26 protein-coding genes and 1 pseudogene are annotated in these 21,425 nt (G+C 35.0%); 19 read left to right on the forward strand and 8 right to left on the reverse strand.

Annotated features, from left to right (window positions below; translation table 11 throughout):
* The first annotated feature begins 5 nt into the window (after window positions 1-5).
* The 19 genes and pseudogenes from EG344_RS05280 (at window position 6) to EG344_RS24225 (ending at window position 16,074) form a co-directional block, all read left to right on the forward strand.
* Complete coding sequence (locus EG344_RS05280; protein ID WP_123908632.1) at window positions 6-617, forward strand: protein-tyrosine-phosphatase; 612 nt, start codon at window positions 6-8, stop codon at window positions 615-617.
* Window positions 618-620: 3 nt separating this feature from the next.
* Window positions 621-1,652, forward strand: coding sequence for an ACR3 family arsenite efflux transporter (arsB, locus tag EG344_RS05285; protein ID WP_123908633.1), 1,032 nt, complete (start codon window positions 621-623; stop codon window positions 1,650-1,652).
* Window positions 1,653-2,576: 924 nt separating this feature from the next.
* Window positions 2,577-2,906, forward strand: a complete 330-nt coding sequence (locus EG344_RS05290) for an ArsR/SmtB family transcription factor (protein WP_028122609.1) — start codon at window positions 2,577-2,579, stop codon at window positions 2,904-2,906.
* Window positions 2,907-2,965: 59 nt separating this feature from the next.
* Window positions 2,966-3,430, forward strand: coding sequence for a DUF6428 family protein (locus tag EG344_RS05295; RefSeq protein WP_028122608.1), 465 nt, complete (start codon window positions 2,966-2,968; stop codon window positions 3,428-3,430).
* Between the two features lie 19 nt (window positions 3,431-3,449).
* Complete coding sequence (locus tag EG344_RS05300) at window positions 3,450-4,064, forward strand: low molecular weight phosphatase family protein (protein ID WP_034741354.1); 615 nt, start codon at window positions 3,450-3,452, stop codon at window positions 4,062-4,064.
* A 3-nt stretch (window positions 4,065-4,067) separates the two neighbouring features.
* Complete coding sequence (gene arsB / locus EG344_RS05305; RefSeq protein WP_034741357.1) at window positions 4,068-5,111, forward strand: ACR3 family arsenite efflux transporter; 1,044 nt, start codon at window positions 4,068-4,070, stop codon at window positions 5,109-5,111.
* A gap of 215 nt (window positions 5,112-5,326) precedes the next feature.
* A complete protein-coding gene (locus EG344_RS05310) occupies window positions 5,327-5,890 on the forward strand; it encodes a helix-turn-helix domain-containing protein (protein ID WP_028122606.1) in 564 nt (187 codons plus the stop codon).
* Between the two features lie 83 nt (window positions 5,891-5,973).
* Entirely contained in the window at window positions 5,974-8,514 is a 2,541-nt protein-coding gene (locus EG344_RS05315; RefSeq protein ID WP_123908634.1) for a heavy metal translocating P-type ATPase, read from the forward strand.
* Window positions 8,515-8,535: 21 nt separating this feature from the next.
* Window positions 8,536-8,798, forward strand: a pseudogene (locus EG344_RS24220) (heavy-metal-associated domain-containing protein).
* A gap of 241 nt (window positions 8,799-9,039) precedes the next feature.
* Window positions 9,040-9,222, forward strand: coding sequence for a hypothetical protein (locus EG344_RS05325; protein ID WP_028122604.1), 183 nt, complete (start codon window positions 9,040-9,042; stop codon window positions 9,220-9,222).
* Window positions 9,223-9,448: 226 nt separating this feature from the next.
* Window positions 9,449-10,333, forward strand: coding sequence for a DUF3347 domain-containing protein (locus EG344_RS05330; RefSeq protein ID WP_034741366.1), 885 nt, complete (start codon window positions 9,449-9,451; stop codon window positions 10,331-10,333).
* 12 nt (window positions 10,334-10,345) lie between these two features.
* Window positions 10,346-10,867 carry a DUF305 domain-containing protein gene (locus tag EG344_RS05335; RefSeq protein ID WP_034741369.1) on the forward strand — a complete coding sequence of 174 codons (522 nt, stop codon included), beginning with the start codon at window positions 10,346-10,348 and terminating at the stop codon, window positions 10,865-10,867.
* Between the two features lie 39 nt (window positions 10,868-10,906).
* The gene (locus EG344_RS05340; RefSeq protein WP_034741371.1) at window positions 10,907-11,566 is read left to right on the forward strand and encodes a DUF3347 domain-containing protein; all 660 of its coding nucleotides are present in this window, start codon (window positions 10,907-10,909) and stop codon (window positions 11,564-11,566) included.
* Between the two features lie 2 nt (window positions 11,567-11,568).
* On the forward strand, window positions 11,569-12,018 hold the full coding sequence (locus EG344_RS05345) for a heme-binding domain-containing protein (RefSeq protein WP_072410580.1): 450 nt from the start codon (window positions 11,569-11,571) through the stop codon (window positions 12,016-12,018).
* A 23-nt stretch (window positions 12,019-12,041) separates the two neighbouring features.
* Window positions 12,042-14,312, forward strand: a complete 2,271-nt coding sequence (locus EG344_RS05350) for a multicopper oxidase family protein (protein ID WP_034742681.1) — start codon at window positions 12,042-12,044, stop codon at window positions 14,310-14,312.
* Between the two features lie 106 nt (window positions 14,313-14,418).
* Window positions 14,419-14,832, forward strand: a complete 414-nt coding sequence (locus EG344_RS05355; RefSeq protein WP_198417452.1) for a bleomycin resistance protein — start codon at window positions 14,419-14,421, stop codon at window positions 14,830-14,832.
* Window positions 14,833-14,891: 59 nt separating this feature from the next.
* Window positions 14,892-15,266: an ArsR/SmtB family transcription factor gene (locus EG344_RS05360; RefSeq protein WP_027381139.1), complete on the forward strand. Its 375-nt coding sequence runs from the start codon at window positions 14,892-14,894 to the stop codon at window positions 15,264-15,266.
* A complete protein-coding gene (gene merTP / locus EG344_RS05365; protein WP_034975961.1) occupies window positions 15,263-15,865 on the forward strand; it encodes a mercuric transport protein MerTP in 603 nt (200 codons plus the stop codon). Before EG344_RS05360 ends, merTP begins: the two co-directional genes overlap by 4 nt.
* Window positions 15,865-16,074: a GDCCVxC domain-containing (seleno)protein gene (locus EG344_RS24225; protein WP_072410579.1), complete on the forward strand. Its 210-nt coding sequence runs from the start codon at window positions 15,865-15,867 to the stop codon at window positions 16,072-16,074. The genes merTP and EG344_RS24225 overlap by 1 nt, the downstream gene beginning before the upstream one ends.
* A gap of 382 nt (window positions 16,075-16,456) precedes the next feature.
* On the opposite strand, the gene EG344_RS05375 is transcribed toward EG344_RS24225, so the two are convergent.
* The 8 genes from EG344_RS05375 to EG344_RS05415 form a co-directional block, all read right to left on the reverse strand.
* Entirely contained in the window at window positions 16,457-17,263 is an 807-nt protein-coding gene (locus tag EG344_RS05375) for a PRTRC system ThiF family protein (protein WP_123911761.1), read from the reverse strand.
* A 2-nt stretch (window positions 17,264-17,265) separates the two neighbouring features.
* Window positions 17,266-18,012, reverse strand: a complete 747-nt coding sequence (locus EG344_RS05380) for a PRTRC system protein B (RefSeq protein WP_123908635.1) — start codon at window positions 18,010-18,012, stop codon at window positions 17,266-17,268.
* A 44-nt stretch (window positions 18,013-18,056) separates the two neighbouring features.
* Window positions 18,057-19,232, reverse strand: a complete 1,176-nt coding sequence (locus EG344_RS05385) for a hypothetical protein (protein WP_028122593.1) — start codon at window positions 19,230-19,232, stop codon at window positions 18,057-18,059.
* A 90-nt stretch (window positions 19,233-19,322) separates the two neighbouring features.
* Window positions 19,323-19,541 carry a PRTRC system protein C gene (locus tag EG344_RS05390; protein WP_027379053.1) on the reverse strand — a complete coding sequence of 73 codons (219 nt, stop codon included), beginning with the start codon at window positions 19,539-19,541 and terminating at the stop codon, window positions 19,323-19,325.
* An 11-nt stretch (window positions 19,542-19,552) separates the two neighbouring features.
* Window positions 19,553-20,095: a PRTRC system protein E gene (locus tag EG344_RS05395; RefSeq protein WP_028122592.1), complete on the reverse strand. Its 543-nt coding sequence runs from the start codon at window positions 20,093-20,095 to the stop codon at window positions 19,553-19,555.
* A complete protein-coding gene (locus EG344_RS05400; protein ID WP_028122591.1) occupies window positions 20,068-20,310 on the reverse strand; it encodes a hypothetical protein in 243 nt (80 codons plus the stop codon). The genes EG344_RS05395 and EG344_RS05400 overlap by 28 nt, the downstream gene beginning before the upstream one ends.
* Before the next feature lie 385 nt (window positions 20,311-20,695).
* Window positions 20,696-20,926: a hypothetical protein gene (locus EG344_RS05410; RefSeq protein ID WP_123908636.1), complete on the reverse strand. Its 231-nt coding sequence runs from the start codon at window positions 20,924-20,926 to the stop codon at window positions 20,696-20,698.
* Complete coding sequence (locus EG344_RS05415) at window positions 20,927-21,415, reverse strand: hypothetical protein (protein WP_123908637.1); 489 nt, start codon at window positions 21,413-21,415, stop codon at window positions 20,927-20,929.
* Window positions 21,416-21,425: the final 10 nt, after the last annotated feature.

Genomic DNA, 21,425 nt, shown 5'->3' on the forward strand with positions numbered 1-21,425 from the left:
ACATTATGTATTCAGCATTAGCAAAAACTATAGAAAAAATAGCGACAAAAAAAATCAATGAAGAACGTAAAACCACATTGAAACCTCTGATAGATTTTATTCAGCAAAAAGTAGATGATAAGAAGGACATCAATATCAATTTCATCTGTACCCACAATTCACGCAGAAGCCATTTAGCGCAGATCTGGGCACAGGTAGCATCAAAATATTTTAATATTCCTGAAGTAAACTGTTTTTCTGGAGGTACAGAAGAAACTGCATTATTTCCAAAAGTTTCGGAGACACTGATAAATCAGGGCTTAACTATTTTCAGAATTTCAGACAATGATAATCCTGTATTTGCTATAAAGTACAGTGAGAATGCTTTACCTATCATTGGTTTTTCAAAGAAATACGACAGTCCATTCAATCCTATCTCCGAATTTGCAGCAATTATGACTTGTTCGCAGGCAGACGGAGGTTGTCCCTTCATTGCAGGCGCAGAAAAAAGAATTCCCATTACATACGAAGATCCTAAACTTTCAGACAACACACCAGAGCAATCACAGGTTTATGCACAGCGAAGCTTAGAGATAGCAAGTGAAATGTTCTATGTATTTTCTATGATTAAAAATTAATTGATGCAACCAAAACTAAAATTCCTCGACCGCTTTCTTACCCTATGGATTTTTTTAGCAATGCTTTTGGGTGTTGGCTTGGGATATTTCTTTCCTGATATTTCTACTGTCACAAATTCTTTATCTATAGGAACAACTAATATTCCTTTAGCAATAGGCTTGATTTTAATGATGTATCCACCTTTGGCAAAAGTGGATTACAGTCTATTACCAATGGCTTTTAAAGACAAAAAAGTAATGTCAGTATCATTGCTACTGAATTGGATTATCAGCCCTATTTTAATGTTCGTTTTGGCAATTATTTTTCTACGAGATGAGCCAGACTATATGATTGGTCTAATCTTGATAGGTCTGGCAAGATGCATTGCAATGGTCATTGTCTGGAACGATCTGGCAAAAGGTAACAGAGAGTATGCAGCTCTGCTAATCGCATTAAACAGTATTTTCCAATTGGCGTTCTATAGCTTTTATGTCTGGCTTTTTATTAATGTACTGTCACAAAAACTTGGTTTAGGAAATTTCAATATTGCGGTACCAATGCAAGATGTTGCCGAAAGTGTATTCATTTATTTGGGAATTCCGTTTATTACAGGATTTTTGAGCCGTTACTTCATTATTAAATTAAAAGGAAAGGAATGGTTCAATAGAAAATTCATTCCAGCTGTTTCAACTTTAACATTGTATGCTTTGCTGTTTACCATAGTACTGATGTTCAGTTTGAAGGGCGATAAAATTTTAGAGCTACCAATGGACGTTGTGAAAGTTGCCATCCCATTGGTAATTTACTTTGTTCTTACATTCTTCATCAGCTTTTTCATTAGTAAGTCATTGAAAGTGCCTTACGACAAAAATGCATCGATTGCATTTACAGCAACAGGAAATAATTTTGAGTTAGCTATTGCTGTAGCGATAGCTGTTTTTGGAATTCATTCCTCACAAGCATTTGTTGGTGTGATTGGGCCACTGGTAGAAGTACCAGTTTTAATTTTATTAGTTAGGGTGAGTTTATGGTTCAAAAGAAAATACTATTCTTAAAAAATTTCAGCTGGCAAATCTAAAAAACAAGTTCCGCAGTTTTTTCCCCTTTTTGCAAAAAAGGCAAGATCGTCTTTGGATATCAAACTTGAAAAGTTTGTATATACAAAGACACATCTTGCTCAAAAAAAGCCGCTTATTTTTCGGAGTTCTGAAAAACGATTAATAGTATTGATAATCAGCAGTTTTGATTCTTTTATTGTTTTTATTGGAAATGTGTGGAAGTGAAGTCTGAGCATACGAAAGTAAATAATAAATCCTTTCAAAGTGATAATTTATCTATCGTATTGTAGATCAAATCGTAAGGATTTTGACCTGTACTTATCTTAAGCAGGTGACCTGTATATGATTTACGCAGGTATGAACTCCAGCTGTATGTGTATTACGCAGGTTTGATGATCGGCATGATTCTATTTTATGATGATGATCTGTATCTTATTTACACAGGTATGAATTTAAAGCTGTATTTATTTTATGCAGGTTGATGACTAGTATAATCCTTTTTATACAGTTTGCAGGGAAAGCTACAGCAGAGTTCACAATACATTCCGTCAAATTAAAAAAGGGAAGAGAACCTGACATCCCCTCAAAGCTTTTTTGTTCGGAAAAACGTAGGACTTTAGACTTTGGAATTGCGTTTTGCAAAAAAGCGAAGTGGCTTTGAAAGGACATCCAACAAAACCAACCCTAAAAGCAACCGCCATCATTGCCCGGAAATCAACAACAGGATATCTTTACTGAATTACCGCCAGATAAAAATAAACATTGTAAATATTATTGAAAATGAAAAAGAGCGGATAAAAAAAATGATCCGAATTTGCAACATTTGGTGCAACAGGGGTAAACTTCACTAAATATTTTTTTAAACAATTTTGGTAGTTAAAATATTAATCGTAATATTGCGATGTATAATTTTTGATAAAAATGGGAGTTACAAAAACTGAAATATACACGGAACAGCAGAACCGTTTAGCAACTTCGCTAAAGGCATTGGCTCATCCTGCACGCATAGCTATCCTGCAATATATCATTAAACAAAATGCCTGTATTTGTAATGACTTGGTAGAGGAATTGGGATTGGCACAAGCTACCATTTCGCAGCATTTGAAAGAACTAAAAAACATTGGTATTATCAAAGGAAATATAGAGGGAACCAGTGTATGCTACTGCATTGATGAAAATGTCTGGCAGCAGATTAAGAAGGAACTCAATACTTTCTTTGTTGACGATATAGGTATTGATAAATGTTGCTAAGCATTTATTTTAACCAAATCAATCGTAATAATGCAATATAACAATTAAATAATGAAATTATGAAACTATCAAAAATCAAAGAAATCTTACCAACATTAGAGCATGTTGAATTTCAATTAGAGAACGGAACGTTTGTTCCCGAACATTTCCACGTTACCGAAGTTGGGCAAATCAATAAAATTTTTATTGATTGTGGTGGTGTAATCCGCAATGAAAAAGTTGTCAATTTCCAATTATGGAATGCTGACGATTACGAACATAGATTGAAGCCAACCAAACTATTAAATATCATCAAACTATCCGAAGAAAAATTAGGTATGGAAGATGCCGAAATTGAAGTAGAATATCAAATTGATACTATCGGGAAATATGATTTGGATTTCAACGGAAAAACATTCGTACTGAAAAGTAAAACAACAGCTTGTCTTGCTCAGGATGCTTGCGGTATTCCTGTCGAAAAGCAAAAAATAAAATTATCAGCGTTGAATAATGCTTCCTGCACACCTAATTCAGGATGTTGTTAAACCCTTTAAATCAATCAAAATGTATAAGAATTTAGTTGAAACAATAAACAATGTTACTACTTTTCAAAACATCAGTGAAGAACGCAAAAATATATTACGACCACTGATAGATTTTGTACAGCAAAAAGTAAACAATAGTCAGGAAATAAGTATCAACTTCATTTGTACCCACAATTCCCGAAGAAGCCATTTATCGCAGGTTTGGGCACAGGTAGCAGCAGCACACTATGTTATCCCAAAGGTACATTGTTATTCGGGTGGTACAGAAGAAACGGCATTATTCCCGAAAGTGGCAGAAGCATTGACACATCAGGGATTAAGTATTTTCAAAATAGCAGATACCGACAATCCTGTATATGCCATAAAGTATAGTGATAATTCTTTGCCGATTGTTGGTTTCTCCAAAAAATATGATAGCCCTTTCAATCCTGTATCAGCGTTTGCAGCTATTATGACCTGTTCACAGGCAGACGGCGGATGCCCTTTTATTGCAGGAGCAGAAAAGAGAATACCTATCACATTTGAAGACCCTAAAATTTCAGACAATACACCGGAACAATCAAAGGTCTATGCTGATAGAAGTTTACAGATAGCAACGGAAATGTTCTATGTTTTTTCAATGATTAAAATGTAGCCGATGCAACCAAAACTAAAATTCTTAGACAGATACCTTACCTTATGGATATTCCTTGCAATGGCAGTAGGTATAGGATTGGGATATATTTTTCCCGGTATTTCAAAAATTACAAATGCGCTATCCGTAGGCACTACAAATATTCCGTTGGCAATAGGTTTAATATTGATGATGTATCCGCCATTAGCAAAGGTTGATTATTCATTATTGCCTATGGCGTTTAAGGATAAAAAAGTAATTGGTATATCCTTATTGCTGAATTGGGTTATCGGTACAGTGCTAATGTTCGGGTTAGCCGTTTTATTTTTAAGGAATGAACCCGATTATATGACAGGTTTGATACTGATAGGTTTGGCAAGATGTATCGCAATGGTAATCGTTTGGAGTGATTTAGCTAAAGCAAACAGAGAATATACAGCTATGTTAGTTGCATTAAACAGTATCTTCCAGATATTTACTTACAGTTTTTTAGTATGGTTATTCATCAACGTATTACCTGCAAAATTAGTATTAGCCAATTTCAATGTAAGCGTATCAATGAAAGATGTTACCGAAAGCGTATTGATATATTTAGGTATTCCTTTCTTGGCAGGTTTTTTAAGCCGATACATCCTTGTAAAATCAAAAGGTATAGAATGGTATAACCGGAAATTTGTACCCAAAATATCGCCCATTACATTGTATGCTTTACTGTTTACTATAGTATTGATGTTCAGTCTGAAAGGCGATAAAATAGTAGAGTTGCCAATGGATGTAGTAAAAGTAGCAATACCGTTAATCATCTATTTTATACTTATGTTTTTCGTGAGCTTCTTTATCAATAAATCTCTTAAAGTTCCTTACGATAAAAACGCATCCATCGCATTTACAGCCACAGGAAACAATTTTGAATTGGCAATAGCCGTAGCAATATCGGTTTTCGGTATTCATTCGCCACAGGCATTTGTGGGCGTTATCGGCCCATTGGTGGAAGTTCCTGTACTGATATTATTGGTACGTGCAAGTTTGTGGCTAAAGAAGAAATATTATGACCAAAATGCTCATTGATGCTTTGAATAAAGAAATGATATAAAGAAAGTCAGCAAACTACTTGACCAGTTTTCCATTTGGCAGATATAAATATAAGCAATATTAAAAATGAAGAATTGGACAACGCAGTGGATAAATACATCAATTGACAACTGTTCTACAATTACAAGAAAATATTAATTGTAATTTTATAGAGCTTATTTTAAGCTAATTTCAAATAAAGCACAAAATATATGACAACACTCTTTATAAAAAATATGGTTTGCAACCGTTGTATTATGGTAGTGCAGAATGAATTGGAGAAGCTTGGATTGACTGTGAAAAATATAAAGCTGGGAGAAGTTACCTTGGATAAAGAATTAGCTGAAAACGTTAAAACCAATTTAGTGCAAGCACTGACTGTATTAGGTTTTGAATTAATAGATGATAAAAAAAGCCGAATTATAGAAAAAATAAAAAATATTATTATTGACCTCGTTCATCATCAGGATGGCGAAACAAAATACAATTTGTCGGATGTTTTAAATAGCAAGATACACCACGACTATAATTATCTCTCTAATTTATTTTCAGAAATTGAAGGCACTACTATCGAAAAATATTTTATTGCCCAAAAAATAGAGAAGGTAAAAGAATTATTGGTATATGATGAACTATCTTTGAGTGAAATTGCTTTCCGTTTAAATTACTCAAGTGTAGCCTATTTAAGCAACCAATTCAAAAAGGTAACAGGACTTACCCCAAGTTATTTCAAGCGAATACGAGAGGATAAAAGAAAACCTTTGGATAAGGTCTAAGTAAATCTTACAAATCATTCCCAAAATTCCACAACGAAAAAATGGAAACAATACGGAACTTTGTATCATAAAACTCATACAAAATGGTACACAAATATCAAGTAACAGGTATGACCTGTGGAGGTTGCGAAGCAAAGGTGAAATCAGCTTTATTAAAGGTTGAAAATGTGACAAATGTTGAAGTTTCAAAAGATGAAAACTCAGCTACCCTGACAATGGATAGACACATTCCAACTACACAATTGCAAAAAGCATTAACCGCTGTTGGAAAATATACCATAGAAATGAGCAATAACAAAAGCCCACAACATACCACGACAAATGAACCAGTGGCAAAATCCTGCTGCTCTGCTCATTCTCACGATGATAAAAAAACAATCGAAGTGACTAGCAATATAAAAGGCAAATACTATTGTCCAATGCATTGTGAAGGCGATAAAACTTATGATAAAGCTGGCGATTGCCCTGTTTGTGGAATGCATTTGGTAAAAGAAGCAGAATTGAATGTAAAGAAAACGATGTACACCTGCCCAATGCATCCCGAAGTTATTCAAGATAGTCCGGGTTCATGTCCTATATGCGGAATGGATTTAGTACCCATGGAACCAAGCGATTCCGAAGAAAAAAAAACCTATCTGGATTTGCTTAAAAAAATGAAAATTGCAACCCTCTTTACGGTGCCAATTTTTATTATTGCCATGATGGAAATGGTACATAACAATCCGTTATTTCAAATAATGGACAGCAACATGTGGAACTGGGTGCAATTTCTGTTTTCAATTCCTGTTGTTTTCTATGCTGGTTGGATGTTTTTTGTACGAGCTTGGAAATCCATAATCACTTGGAATCTAAATATGTTTACCCTTATCGGAATAGGAACTGGAGTTGCATTTTTGTTTAGTATTGTAGGAATGCTGATTCCGAATATCTTTCCGGAAGAATTTAAAACCGAACACGGAACCATTCATCTTTATTTTGAAGCAGCAACAGTAATCATTACACTGGTCTTGTTGGGACAATTGTTAGAAGCAAGAGCACATAGCCAAACCAGTGGAGCTATAAAAGCGTTATTACAATTAGCACCAACCGAAGCTACTTTGATTGGTGAAGGGGGCGATAAAGTGATTTCCATTCATGATATTAAGAAAGGTGATTTATTACGCGTAAAACCAGGAGATAAAATTCCAGTTGACGGAAAAATAACCGATGGTGAAAGCAGTATTGATGAAGCAATGATTACAGGAGAACCAATTCCCGTTGACAAAAAGAAAGACGATAATGTAATTTCGGGAACAATCAACGGGAACAAATCATTTGTAATGATGGCCGAAAAAGTAGGTTCTGAAACATTACTTTCTCAAATTGTACAAATGGTTAACGATGCTTCTCGTTCAAGAGCACCCATTCAAAAATTAGCCGATAGTATTTCTAAATATTTTGTACCCATTGTAGTAATCATTTCAGTAATTACCTTTTTTGTTTGGGCACTATTTGGTCCAGAACCAGCGAAGGTTTATGGATTTATAAATGCCATTGCAGTTTTAATCATAGCTTGTCCTTGTGCTTTAGGTTTAGCCACGCCGATGTCTGTGATGGTGGGTGTGGGCAAAGGAGCACAATCTGGAGTATTAATTAAAAATGCCGAAGCCTTAGAAAATATGAATAAGGTGGATGTTTTAATAACAGATAAAACAGGAACGCTAACTGAGGGAAAACCTTCTGTAGAAAAAATTTACGCATCAACTAATAACGAGGATGATTTATTGCAAAATATAGCTTCCTTAAACCAATACAGTGAACATCCATTGGCACAAGCAGTAGTCAATTATGCCAAAACAAAATCTATTTCATTAATTGGAGTCAAAGATTTTGAAAATGTTACAGGAAAAGGAGTTACAGGAACGGTTACCAATAGAAAAGTAGCATTAGGCAATAAAAAACTAATGGAACAGGTTAAGGCAACTATTTCTGACGATTTAGAAACCAAAATTATTGCAGAACAAAAACTTGGTAAAACGGTTTCTTACATTGCTGTTGATGATGTTACAGTTGGTTTTGTTTCAATTACCGATGCGATAAAAACTTCGAGTGCAGCAGCGATAAAAGAACTAATGCTCCAAGGTGTAGAAGTAATTATGCTTACTGGCGACAATGTTAATACAGCCAAAGCAGTAGCGGATGAATTAGGTTTATCTTCCTATAAAGCAGGATGCTTACCCAAAGATAAACTCAACGAAATTAAACGTTTACAAGCAGAAGGGAAAATTGTAGCTATGGCTGGTGATGGTATAAATGATGCTCCGGCATTAGCACAAGCCAATATAGGAATAGCTATGGGAACTGGAACTGATGTAGCCATAGAAAGTGCCAAAATAACTTTAGTAAAAGGCGATTTATTAGGTATCGTTAAAGCAAAAAATTTGAGCCATGCTGTTATGAAAAACATCAAGCAAAATTTATTCTTTGCCTTTTTCTACAATGTGCTTGGTGTTCCAATTGCAGCAGGTATTTTATATCCGTTTTTCGGAATTTTATTATCTCCAATGATTGCAGCTTTAGCAATGTCTTTAAGTTCTGTATCGGTAATCGTAAATGCATTGCGATTACGCAGTTTTAAACTTTAAATGAATTATTCAATAAACAAAATGGAAAAGAATAATCAAGACTTACGATTCAAAACAAATATTAACTGTGGTGGATGTGTAGCATCTGTAAAACCTCATTTGGATAATACCATGGTATAATATGCCATTGGGAAGTAGATACAACTAAAGACAAGGTGCTTACCGTAAAATCAGAAGGAATTACACAAGAACAGGTAATTGAAACTGTACAGAAAGCAGGTTTTAAGATAGAACCATTAAACAAAGATAATTTCCTTATCCTAATAACCTGTTTAGTTATTTAACTTATAACAAACACTTTAGGTAATTAACTGTATATTTATTTTAATAAGCATAAAAAGGACTAGGCAGACTAGTGATTTAGATATTTTATCTATAATTCTGTGTTTGCAGTTCACGAAAGTGCAAAATATAGCAATTAAAAGAAATAATTTCATAATTTTGTAGTGTTGAAAAATTTGAGTAAACATATCAGCTTTGTCATCTTACTATGTTTGGGCTTTTTCCTAATGCCAAGCATAAGCTATGCTTGTGCAAAAAAAACAACTAAGACAGAGCAAAAGTCCTGCTCAAAAGATCAATCTGCAAAAGCAGAACATAAAAGCAGTTGCAAGGACAAGTCCTGTAAAAAATGCAAAAATGGTCACGACTGCGACGGCAATTGTAAGCACAGTTCATGTGGATGTAGCACTTCTTCATCTTCTGTAAGCTTACCAATACCAATAGATTTAAAAACAGCTAACCCTTTTGCTGAAATTAAAAAGCAAAAATTCGGTTTCAAAGAAGCCTACTATTCTTCAGGCTACTCTTCCATTTGGCAACCACCTAAAATAAGCTAAAACGATGGCTTGTTAGCCATACGTGTGCCTTGTCGAAAGCTGAATCCAGTTTTCGCAAACTCTTCGTATATCTTATTAAATTAAAAAAAATAAAAATGAAATCAATATCAAAAATATTGATGGTAATCATCGTATTACTATCAGCCGTAAACAGTTTTGCACAAATCAAAAATGCAAAAACAGAAACTGTAAAAATATATGGCAACTGCGAAATGTGTAAAACAACCATCGAAAAAGCAGGAAATTTAAAAAATGTAGCCACGGTAGATTGGAATAAAGATACCAAGATTGCTACACTCAACTATGATGGTAAAAAAACAAATCAGGACGAAATATTGAAACGCATTGCCTTAGCAGGTTATGACAGTGAGAAATTTTTGGCTCCAGATGATGTATATGCAAAATTATCCGACTGTTGCCAGTATAAAAGGGAACTAAAACCAGTTGCAAAAACCAGAGATGCAGGTATGGATATGAAAAATGAACACGCCAACCATAACCAAAGCGATATGGCTCAAAAAAATACCACTGAAACACAAAATGTACCGCAATTAAAAGCCGTTTTCAATAACTATTTTTCAGTGAAAGATGCGTTGGTAAAAACTGATGCAGGTACTTCTTCCGCAAAAGCTACCGAATTGGTAAAAGCCATTAAAGCAGTAGAAATGACAAAACTTTCCAACGAAGAACATACCGTTTGGATGAAAGTAATGAAAGATTTAACTGCTAATGCAGAAAAAATTGCTATAGCAAAAGATGTTACCAAACAAAGAGAAATTTTCGCTTTACTGGCTAATAATATGTACGAATTAGCCAAAGTTTCAAAACAAGAAACACCTGTTTATTATCAACATTGCCCAATGTACAATAATGGTAAAGGAGCAAATTGGCTAAGCAAAGAAGAAGCAATTAAAAACCCGTATTACGGCTCCAAAATGCTTACTTGCGGTAGCGTACAGGAAACTATTAATAACAAATAAAACGCTATTGTTATGGAAAGTATGGAAAACCAACACGAAATGCAACATAACCATAAGAATGAAAAGCATAATACTAATCACTCTTTAGCAATGTACAAACGCTTTGCTGTAATGGCTGTTGCTATGTTCATAGCTATGTACTTCATTATGTATGCTATGATTGACGGCTTACAGAACCTTATCCTGAACATCAATAATTTGTATATGACTTTGCTGATGGTTTCTGCAATGTTGATTATAGAACTATTGATAATGAAAGGAATGTATGAAAGCAAAAAAATCAACTGGGCAATCATAACGGTTTCCCTTGCGATTGGTATCTTTTCTTGGTTTGGTATTCGGGAGCAATTATTTGTGGGAAATAAAGAGTTTGTAAAAGGTATGATACCGCATCACGCAGCAGCAGTATTGATGTCTGAAAAAGCTAAGCTTACCGACCCCGAATTGATACAGTTACAAAAAAACATACTGGAAACACAGGCACAAGAAATCGAATTTATGAAGCGTAAGCTAAATGAATTTGAAAACAAATAAATAAGACAAATTTCTTCAATAATATCAAAAATAAATAAAATGAAAAATATAATTTTCTCAATCATTACATTAGTAACAGTTGCAGCGGTAACAATTTCCTGCAATCAATCTTCAAATAAAAATAGCGACCAGCAAGCTAATGATAGCACAACAATTGCTGCAACTCCGGAGTTACAATCACCTACACACAATGATACGGTAGCAACTGTTACTTCAACGGATACATCTTCTCAAGAGGCAGAAAAGTCCGATGTGAAGCAAGCTCAAAAGTTTACTGTCGCACCTATAATTAAGGATTATTTGGCTTTAAAAAATGCACTTGTTGCAGATAATGACAAAGCAGCGGCTAATGCAGGAAAGCAATTGTTTACTACCTTAAAAAATGTGGATATGAACGCTATCCCAGCGAATAAACATAAAGAATATATGGAAATAGCGGAAAATGCCAAAGAAAATGCAGAGCATATTAGTGACAATGCTGGTAAAATAGACCACCAGAGAGAGCATTTAGCATCGCTAAGTAAAGACGTTTCTGACCTTATCACATTATTTGGAACTACCCAAAAATTATATCAGGACTACTGCCCAATGTACAATGATGGTAAAGGTGCGGTTTGGATTAACGAAGCTAAGACTATCAAAAATCCTTATTATGGCAGCAAGATGCTTACCTGTGGCTCTGTAAAAAAAGAGTTCTAAAAATGAAGAGAGTATTAAAGATAATGTTGACAATAGTGCTGTTTATTTTTATTGCTATTCAATTTTATCAGCCTGCCCTTAATGTAGATAAAGGGCAGGTTTACACAACCGATTTTACCCAAGCGTATAAAATGCCTGTTGAAGTAAAAGCGATGCTTCAAACCTCTTGCTACGATTGTCATAGTAACAATACTAATTATGTTTGGTACGACTATGTGCAACCTATGAGAGCATTAGTAGAAAACCACATAAAAAACGCAAAAGAGGATTTGAATTTCAACGAATGGGGTACATACTCAAATAGGAAGCAGGAAAGATTATTAAACTCAATTAAAGAACAAATCGAAACTAAACAAATGCCCTTAGCATCATATACAATGATGCATAAAAACACAAAACTGAATGATGAGCAAATCAAAGTTTTAACCAATTGGCTAAAAGAGCAGGATTAAGTTTCAAGAAAAAAAATATCAAAATGAATATACCTAAAAATGTTACGATCAGGTTGCTGCAAGCAGTTTTTATACTGTTATGTTCGCAATCTCTCTTTGCACAAAAAGTAGTTCGTTACGAGTTGTATGTAAAAGATACGCTTGTAAACTACGCAGGCAAAGAAAAAAGAGCCATTTCCGTAAATGGTCAAATACCAATGCCAACGCTCACTTTTACCGAAGGCGATACAGCCGAAATCGTTGTACATAACCAATTAAAAGAAAGTACCTCATTGCATTGGCACGGAGTGTTCCTGCCCAACAAAGAAGATGGTGTGCCCTGGCTTACACAAAAACCTATTAAGGCAGGCACAACCTATACCTATCGCTTCCCAATTATCCAACACGGAACGCATTGGTATCACTCACATTCTGGTTTGCAGGAGCAAATTGGGATGTATGGCAGTTTTATAATGAAGAAAAAGGATGATGATAAAACCTTTAGAAAAGGAATTGACGATTTGCCGACTGTACCCATCATTTTAAGCGAGTGGACAAATCTTAATCCCGACAACATCAACAGGATGCTGCATAATGCCAACGATTGGGCAGCTATTAAAAAAAATGCAACACAGTCTTATGCAGAAGCTATTAGAGAAGGACATTTCAAAACAAAACTAACCAACGAATGGAAACGGATGTTGGCAATGGATGTAAGCGATGTGTATTATGACAAAATTTTAATCAATGGAAACCATACGACCGATTTAAAAAAGGTGGACGGCAAAACGCTAAAAGCGGGCGATAAAGTACGATTGCGAGTTTCAAACGGTGGTGCTTCGTCCTATTTTTGGTTGCGGTATGCAGGCGGTAAAATTACCGTAGTTGCAAATGACGGTAATGATGTAGAACCTGTGGAAGTAGATAGATTAATCATTGCGGTTTCTGAAACTTACGATATTGTAGTAACAATTCCTGAAGATGGTGTTGCTTATCAGTTTCTAGCTACTACTGAAGACAGAACACAATCCGCAAGTTATTTTGTGGGCAATGGCATCAAACAATTAATATCACCACTTCCTAAATTAAAATATTTTGAAGGGATGAAGATGATGAACGATATGATGAAGATGAATGGAGATTTGGACGATATGGGAATGAAAATGAGCCTGAACCAAATGGATATGAACGTGGTAATGTATCCTGAAATTACTGGAGAGGCAAAACCAAAAGAAGACCATAGTCAACACAATATGAATATGGAAAATGATCCCAACCGTTACAATGCAAATGCTTTGGGAGAAATCAAAACGCTGAATTATGCAATGCTACAATCTCCTTCCAATACGGAACTTCCTAAAGATGCGCCAGTAAAAGAATTGAAATTTACCCTTACCGGAAATATGAACCGTTATGTGTGGAGTATGGATAATAAAATACTTTCAGAAGTTGATAAAATACCTGTGAAAAAAGGAGAAATTCTACGAATTACCATTCATAATAACTCAATGATGCGCCATCCAATGCACTTGCACGGTTTTGATTTCAGGGTAATCAATGGCAAAGGCGAAAAATCACCACTAAAAAATGTTATAGATATAATGCCAATGGAAACTGATACCATTGAGTTTTTAGCAAACGAAGAAGGAGATTGGTTTTTCCACTGTCATATCCTTTATCATATGATGTCAGGAATGAACAGGGTATTTGCAGTTGACGATTATCAAAATCCGAATTTACCTAACAAAAAACAAGCATATAATATGTTGCAAAGAGAAAGCAATATGCCACACTTAATGGCTCAGAATGATTTTGCTAGCAATGGAAATGATGGTGATGCGATGCTTCAGAATTCAAGATGGAGTTTAGGGACAGAATGGCGATTAGGCTATAACGATATGCACGGTTATGAAGTAGAAACACATTTAGGAAGGTACATTGGAAAAATGCAATGGTTTATGCCGTTTATAGGTTTTGATTGGAGGTATCGTAAAATGGGTATGGATGAACACGAAACCAATTTATTCGGACAGAAAAATGAAAAAGATACACGTAGAGCTATTAGCTTGGGCTTTATGTACACATTACCAATGTTAGTAAACTTTCAGGCAGAGGTATATCACGATGGAATTGTACGTCTTTCTTTAATGCGTGAAGATATTCCCATCACAAAGAGATTGAGGGCTGGTTTTATGGTCAACACCGATATGGAATATATGACAGAGCTAAAATATATTATCAATAAAAATGTGGGTATTCGTACACATTATGATAGCGATATGGGCTGGGGTATTGGGTTATCTTTAAATTATTAAAACAAAGGATAAACAGCTAAGCCAGGAAACCGAAAACGTTTTTTCAATCCGTTTGAGCTGTCTCAACTATTTACCACAATATTACAATTTAAAATTGCACATGACAATGATAGAACTGATAAAGGCAACACCCGCATTTCCTGTCAGGGAAATTGACAAAGCAGTTCAATTTTACAAAGACAAATTTGGTTTTGATTGTCGGCACAAGGAAGACACTTTTGCAATTTTGGTTCGGGGCAACATAGAACTGCATTTGTGGGCTTCCTGCAATTATAGTTGGAAATGGAAAAGCATTTTTCTATTTCTAAAACCGATTAGTAGTGGGGCAGAAAGCTTTTTAGCAGGAACACACAGTTGCAGAATTGAAGTAAAAGGAGTTGAAGAGCTGTATAAAGAGCTAAAAGAAAAAGAGGTGCTTCACAATGAAAAAACAGAGATAGAAAGTACCTATTATGGCACAAGAGAATTTGCAGCATTAGACTTATACGGAAATCTTTTATCCTTTTATGAAAATGTATAAAAAGATGTTTTTGTATTTTAGTATTTGCTTAAATAAACAATTTGCTTATCTTTGTACTTATGGATAATCTTTCTTGTATAAGGCAGCAGGCGGACGTTAAGCAGATAATGCGTTGCAAAGACCGGATTAGTGAAATCAAAGGGACAGTTGATTATTTATCCAGCGGACTTGAGTTAGCGGGTAACAATGTAAGACTGAAAATACTTTTTCTTCTTTATGAAGAAAAGAAACTTTGTGTTTGCGACCTAAGCGATATTCTCAGTATGACCATTTCGGCAGTTTCTCAGCACTTGCGAAAACTCAAAGACAGAAAACTCATTGAAACGGAAAGACAAGCGCAAACTATTTTCTATTCGTTGGCAAAAGAGTATGAAAAAATGCTCAAACCTTTTTTCAAAATCCTTAACGAAAACAAAATTTTGGAAGCAATATGAAAACAGAAAAAAAATTAATCGGTGCAGGACTTTTGACAGCAATTGCTTCGTCCTTGTGCTGTATTACGCCAATTTTGGCTATAGTTGCGGGTTCAAGCGGAATTGCTTCTACCTTTTCGTGGCTCGAACCTTTTCGACCTTATTTTATTGGTATGACTGTTTTAGTTCTTGGCTTTGCTTGGTATCAAAAACTGAAACCTCAAAAACAAATTGACTGTAATTGTGAAACAAATCAAAAACAAAATTTTATGCAAACGAAATCATTGTTAGGAAGTATTACCGTAATATCAGTTTTACTTCTATCATTTCCGAGTTATGCTCACATCTTTGTTCCGAAGACAAAAATCACGGCAATTGTTACTTCGACTTCTAAAATTCAGAAAGTTGAATTTACTATTAAAGGAATGACTTGTTCAGGATGTGAACATCATGTAAAGACAGAAATTAGCAAACTAAAAGGCATTGTTGAAGTTATTGTTTCTTACGAAAAAGGCAACGCAATTGTAAAGTTCGACAACAAACAAACCAGCATCGAGCAAATCGAAAAAGCTATCAACTCTACTGGTTACAAATCACTAAAAAGCAAAATTATTTCATAATGGACATCATTTTAATATCCGAAATAACTTGTCCAACCTGCGGACATAAGAAATCCGAAGAAATGCCAACTGATGCTTGTCAATTTTTCTATCAGTGTGAGAGTTGCAAAACAACTCTAAAACCTATAAAGGGAGATTGTTGCGTGTTTTGTAGTTACGGTACAGTAAAGTGCCCACCTATTCAAGAGGGAAATGCTTGTTGTAAATAACTAAACCACTATGGACTTTCAGTCCATAGATTTGAACAACGAATGAAATTCGTTTAAAAAACTCCACAGATGCACAGATAATAAAATATTAAAAAATTCATTTTATTATCTGTGCATCTGTGTCGAATAAAAAATTTATAGAAACTGAAATTCTTGCACTGAAAGTGCATAGTTTCAACTAACTATTTTAATGCTTAATTGAAACTATGCACAACGAGTTTTCTATAGTCAGTTAATACTTACAACCTTTTTTCTAAAACAAACCAAAGCCAAAGTCCGGAATTGTTTTAGAAATGGGGTTGTTCCGCTTTCCGCAAAAATACGTTTCCGACCGCAGGGAGGAATTGCATTTTTGCCGCCCAACTTTTGGTCAGGCGGTTTTTTATATTTTTATCAGTTGAGAATGGAAATTTTTTAGATTAAGGAAAAAACCTCTGTTTTCAGTCAGTCCGTTGCGAAACAAGTTCCACAATAGAGAACATCCCATTTGTGCTAATGTAGAATTAATAAACAAATCCTGCTTTTCTAATGCTTCTGCTAAACTGCAACTTGGTGTATCATCTTGCGTTTCAGACTGCAAAAGCAGTTCTCCAAATTCTTCCGTCACATAAGGAAGATTCGACGTTGTTTGATATTTTTCGGAATCAGGTTGTTTTATATTCTCAACTGTAGAAAGCAAAACCTGTCCAGAATATCGGTTGTTGCCAAAATCCATCCAATATTTAGCCTGGTTTCTGTATAATCTCCTACCCTCTTTCAATTCATTCAGAATATCAGCAATTTCAAATCGTGATTTGACATTATCAACACACGACATATAAATTGCGGACTGCATATTCTCTTGGATTCTTCCTAAAGAATCTCTTTCAAACTTTCTGACTTCGGCTTTCCAATTCGTTCCAGACCATCGGTTTGCCCGATTTATCAGTGCAACTGCCTTTGGTAATCCTACTTCACATTCTGCAAAACGCTGTCTGCCTTGATTCGCTTCTGTGACAATATCATCATCCCACAACCGCACCTGTAATCCTGCGTGTCCCAATTCAATCAATGAATGGTTCATTTCGATCAAGGCGGTCAATACTTTAGAACCTGTACCACCTGCACCTATGAGGTTTACCATTACAGGATTGGTAGGATTTAAAAGGCTATTATCGGTAAAATGGACTTTTGTTTTTTCAGATTGTATCATTAGAGTAGATTTTTTAAAGTTAGATTTGAATTGATTAGAATATCTGTCGGAAACGGCTCTTTTGAATCAATAAGGCTTTTCCAAGGGATTACCAAGTTTCCTTTAATCGGATTATGGCTGTTGACCAAATGGCTGAAATAAGAATTGAAAAAATAGTTTTCCCATTTCTTAGTAAACTCTTCGAGTGATGCGGAACTTTTAATGTTTACGTCGACCGTTCCCATACAAACACTTCCGCTTTCGTAAACATTAAAGAACGGAGCGTGAAATAGTGGTGTATCTGTATTGGGGCGTTGGTCTGTCTCCAATGCGAATATTTTCATTCCCTGCTTATTGGCACACCATAGCAAAGGTGGCACATTCGCTAAACCATTTGGAATGGAAAGCTTTTCGGTAAATAGTAACTGTCGTTCCTGTGCTTTTGTGTACCAGACCACTTTTCCATTTTCCGATGTATCTATAAATAGTACAGTTTCAGAAATAATACCACTTGGTCTTAGAAAATCTTTTTCTTTCTTATTTTGAATATTTAAAGATTTGGAGAGTCGTTGTGCCTCCCTTACAGTCAAAGGGTGGGCATTGACAGGGTTTCCATTAGGGTCAATATCAAAATGTTCAACATAACCATCGCGATTATAATCTTCTGTCTCATAAAAGACCAGTGCTGATTTAGGATAGTAAAGTGTTCCAAAATTATTGGTTATGTCGGTTTCTTCGTTCTTAATTGTATTGGCTGTATTTCTCATAGCTTGTTTTTATAATTGAATTATTTGCGCCGTGTATGCACAGATTAGTTGAGCAATCGGCACAATTCGTTTAAGACCTTAAACAACTGATTTTCAAAATCAAGGTTTTTATCCAATATATCACTTCCGTCAAAGGTTTTAAAAATCATTGGTTGCTGTGTTTCAGCATATTCGTTGAACTCATTATTGACCATACTCGTTAGATTATCATAAATCAATCCGTCACTCTCGGCAAAAAAGGAAATATATTTATCCATTGCGATAACAGTTTCCTCATTATAATTGTCATCTCCCTCCATTTCTGAGGGCTTGTTTGCATTATTATAGTGGGCATTTCTGAAAATGCTTTCATTAGGGTAATCACAATAAAGTTTAAAGGTTTTTTCTGCCAATTGAAGGCATTCTTTATCAAACCTGTTTTTCGGTATAAAACGTTTCAAGCGTTGCTCAAAAAAAAGAAGATTCTTAGCATTGGAAATTTTTTGTCCCATCATATCTCCGATGATTTCCGCCCGTTGAAGTTCTTTTTTGCAGATGTGGTTATCTTCTATTTCTTCGTCCTGCTCTATCCAATCAGTAAGCATTTCGTAATTCCAATAGAGATAAGAATCTTCCTGTCTGTAATATGGAATATCTACATTTCTATACAGATAAGTGCATACGGACAATAGTAAGCAAGCTGCTTTTCTGTGTACCTTATTGCGGAGCAATTGATAAAGCGGTACGACGGGAACATAAAACAAGGTTGCCCCTGTGTTGCATCTTTCTTCTATTGCAAAGCAAGTCTTACTCCCTTTTTCTATCAGCCTAACACTCTGCCAATTTTCAGTCTTGGTTTTCAACTGCGTTTCAATATCTCTCAAAGCAAGGCTGATATTGTATGGATAATTAAAATGCTGTGTCGGCATTGGGGTTATATCATAATGCTTTGCTAATTGAGAAAGGGACTTATAAAAATCCCTTTCTGTTTTAGCAGACTTACGTTTGCCCTGTGTTATTGTTATTTCATTCTCCTTTAATTTCGGCATAAAGCAGGTTCTCAGAAAAGCATTGGAAGTTGGGAGATTGGAACGGATTTCCGTTGGTCTTTCTGAACTTCCGAACTGTCTTTTATCTGATGCATCCATTGTGCGTATTCCCTCAATTGTAAGTGAAGTTGCCTTTGTTTTTTTTCTTCGGGAGGTTGAATTGTCCCCGATATGGTTTTTCGTTGCATTCATTTTATTTTTGTTTGTCAGTTTATGGTTGATGGTTGTTAGCTTTTAGATTGTAATTCTATCAACTGTCAACCAAAAACCATCAACTATTTATTATCCTTTTGTTCCCATCACACTTTCAAATTGATATTCAACAGCATCATCCTTGATTTTCGGTGCTGAAATTTTTGAAGTGGTCAGTATCGGGTACGTGTTGGCGTAAAAGTTCATTACTGATTCTACGCTCCATTTTGGTTCAGGGTCAGGTAAACGTATTTCCTGTCCGTTATCTTTGAGTATAAAAACTCGGTCTAATAGGGTTGCAAGTAACATTTATAATATTTTTAAGATTCAACATTTTCATTGGTCGTTTCAGAGAATAGGCTTGGTGCAAAATGTTTCTCATATTCATCCTGCTTTTTGCGGATGATTTCAGCATAATCGGGAAATTCCGATACTTTTGGAAGAGCTGACCACGCTTCTTTGTATTTGCCGTCTTTTTCGAGTTCTTCGGCTTTTTGCAAGGCTTCTTTGTACTTTTTATCTTTGCCTTCCTTTTCTTTTTTCTCCTTGTCGGATTTCTCCTTTTCCATTGCCGATTTCTTCTTGGCTTCTTCGACCTGTTTCATAAAACTTTCCATATCTACCATTAAGCCCGATGCGGTCTGCAATGGTGTCGAAATACTTTCAAAAAATCCGTTGTCCAATTCTTCCGCTGTCCCCCTTAAATTGAGTGGCGGAATCGTTTTCCTTGCCTCGTCTCCGCATTGCTCATTGTTGAGCAATACGGAAAGAACGAAACTGTTTTCTGCCCCTTGTCGGAGTGTGATTTGCAAATCTCCTGTAAGATTGAGTTTGCCTATCTGTCTGAAAAAATTGGTTTGCATAATTTTGTTTTTAAAATTGATTTTTTACTATTTCTGTTATAATTAATTTTATATTCATTATTTTGAATAATGCTCTGTAATAGGTTTCTTGCGTTTGTGGCATTCCAATCATCTTCTTTGGTCATATCCAAATAGTGTAATTTTTCATATTGTTTTACCATTTTGGCAATAATGTTCAATGCTTTATACTCCGTTTTGTCTGCGAGATTGCTCATATTGTTTTGATTTTAGTAGTTTTCCGTACATATCTTTCCAAAACCTTCTCAGTCTTTTATCTAATTCTGAAAATTCTTTGTTTGTATGTTCATATTCCTTACTCTGCTGTAATTTGGATAGCTTCATCAAGATTGGTTACTTTAATCTTGCAACCGTTTAAGTCTGTTACTCTCATTGTTGTTGAGTTAATTGATATAATGAAAATTCTTCTGTCCAAAATTCTTCGCCTGTCTGTTTTCCAAAAGCGTTGTAAATGGCATTTCCGTTTTTATAGACTTGCATTTGGTAGCAATTCAGATTATTTTCGGGTTGCAAAAATTTTTTCAAATCCTCTTTTTCCAATTCGATAAAAATCCTGCTTCTCTCCGAAAGCCATTCTTCAACTTAGGGATAATTTTCTTCCGAAAATTTGAAAAACTCTACATTGGTATCGGCATAATTCAGCCATTTTAAATCATAATCATTTTCCAAAGGCTGTACGGATTCGAGCCTTTTCTTTTGGATTTCTTGCCATTCTCCCGAAATGTGAATAATGGCAAAATCGCCATTATCCCATTCACTGTTGGTTATTGTTTTTATCAGTAAATATTCTGTTTGTTGAAGTGATGTTTTCATTTATGCAATTTTTTGTTTGTTATTATTTATTTTCCTGTCTAATAGGATTCTCATAATCTCCTCTTTGTAATCGTAATTTTCACCTTCGAATTCGTAACAATCTGTATCTACATTGTAGATGAAGTCTTGAAAGTCACATTGATTGAGAAAATAATCCTGTAAGATTTGGTTTTCGCATATGGTCTTGCCAAAAACCATACAGCCAGATTCTTCGTAATTCAATACAAATCCGACATCGTAATGATTTGCAACAATCCATAATACTTCGATATTTGGACTCCATCTCGTCTCATAATTGAAAGAACATTCATCTGTTTCACTTCGATAAATTTCAAAGAAGTGACCGTTTTTGCTCTTGACAAAATCGGGCAGTTGTCCAATATTTCCTTTAGTTTCCTTTTCTATCATTTCTTGAAATACATTCGAGACTTTGTCCAAAACCTCTTGATTTCCTGTGAATGTTACTTTATTGTTGCACCAATTTGCCATAATATTTGTT

This window comes from Chryseobacterium sp. G0162, assembly GCF_003815715.1.
Classification (GTDB): domain Bacteria; phylum Bacteroidota; class Bacteroidia; order Flavobacteriales; family Weeksellaceae; genus Chryseobacterium.

Coding starts and splice junctions, on each gene's coding strand:
- EG344_RS05340 (WP_034741371.1), top strand. CDS start 10,907: ATGAAAAATATAATTTTCTCAATCATTACATTAGTAACAGTTGCAGCG.
- EG344_RS05415 (WP_123908637.1), bottom strand. CDS start 21,415: ATGGCAAATTGGTGCAACAATAAAGTAACATTCACAGGAAATCAAGAG.
- EG344_RS05350 (WP_034742681.1), top strand. CDS start 12,042: ATGAATATACCTAAAAATGTTACGATCAGGTTGCTGCAAGCAGTTTTT.
- EG344_RS05385 (WP_028122593.1), bottom strand. CDS start 19,232: ATGAATGCAACGAAAAACCATATCGGGGACAATTCAACCTCCCGAAGA.
- EG344_RS05410 (WP_123908636.1), bottom strand. CDS start 20,926: ATGAAAACATCACTTCAACAAACAGAATATTTACTGATAAAAACAATA.
- arsB (WP_034741357.1), top strand. CDS start 4,068: ATGCAACCAAAACTAAAATTCTTAGACAGATACCTTACCTTATGGATA.
- EG344_RS05400 (WP_028122591.1), bottom strand. CDS start 20,310: ATGAGCAATCTCGCAGACAAAACGGAGTATAAAGCATTGAACATTATT.
- EG344_RS05325 (WP_028122604.1), top strand. CDS start 9,040: ATGCTTGTGCAAAAAAAACAACTAAGACAGAGCAAAAGTCCTGCTCAA.
- EG344_RS05300 (WP_034741354.1), top strand. CDS start 3,450: ATGTATAAGAATTTAGTTGAAACAATAAACAATGTTACTACTTTTCAA.
- EG344_RS05310 (WP_028122606.1), top strand. CDS start 5,327: ATGACAACACTCTTTATAAAAAATATGGTTTGCAACCGTTGTATTATG.
- EG344_RS05395 (WP_028122592.1), bottom strand. CDS start 20,095: ATGCAAACCAATTTTTTCAGACAGATAGGCAAACTCAATCTTACAGGA.
- EG344_RS05280 (WP_123908632.1), top strand. CDS start 6: ATGTATTCAGCATTAGCAAAAACTATAGAAAAAATAGCGACAAAAAAA.
- EG344_RS05335 (WP_034741369.1), top strand. CDS start 10,346: ATGGAAAGTATGGAAAACCAACACGAAATGCAACATAACCATAAGAAT.
- EG344_RS05330 (WP_034741366.1), top strand. CDS start 9,449: ATGAAATCAATATCAAAAATATTGATGGTAATCATCGTATTACTATCA.
- arsB (WP_123908633.1), top strand. CDS start 621: ATGCAACCAAAACTAAAATTCCTCGACCGCTTTCTTACCCTATGGATT.
- EG344_RS24225 (WP_072410579.1), top strand. CDS start 15,865: ATGGACATCATTTTAATATCCGAAATAACTTGTCCAACCTGCGGACAT.
- merTP (WP_034975961.1), top strand. CDS start 15,263: ATGAAAACAGAAAAAAAATTAATCGGTGCAGGACTTTTGACAGCAATT.
- EG344_RS05355 (WP_198417452.1), top strand. CDS start 14,419: ATGATAGAACTGATAAAGGCAACACCCGCATTTCCTGTCAGGGAAATT.
- EG344_RS05295 (WP_028122608.1), top strand. CDS start 2,966: ATGAAACTATCAAAAATCAAAGAAATCTTACCAACATTAGAGCATGTT.
- EG344_RS05380 (WP_123908635.1), bottom strand. CDS start 18,012: ATGAGAAATACAGCCAATACAATTAAGAACGAAGAAACCGACATAACC.
- EG344_RS05345 (WP_072410580.1), top strand. CDS start 11,569: ATGAAGAGAGTATTAAAGATAATGTTGACAATAGTGCTGTTTATTTTT.
- EG344_RS05290 (WP_028122609.1), top strand. CDS start 2,577: ATGGGAGTTACAAAAACTGAAATATACACGGAACAGCAGAACCGTTTA.
- EG344_RS05390 (WP_027379053.1), bottom strand. CDS start 19,541: ATGTTACTTGCAACCCTATTAGACCGAGTTTTTATACTCAAAGATAAC.
- EG344_RS05315 (WP_123908634.1), top strand. CDS start 5,974: ATGGTACACAAATATCAAGTAACAGGTATGACCTGTGGAGGTTGCGAA.
- EG344_RS05360 (WP_027381139.1), top strand. CDS start 14,892: ATGGATAATCTTTCTTGTATAAGGCAGCAGGCGGACGTTAAGCAGATA.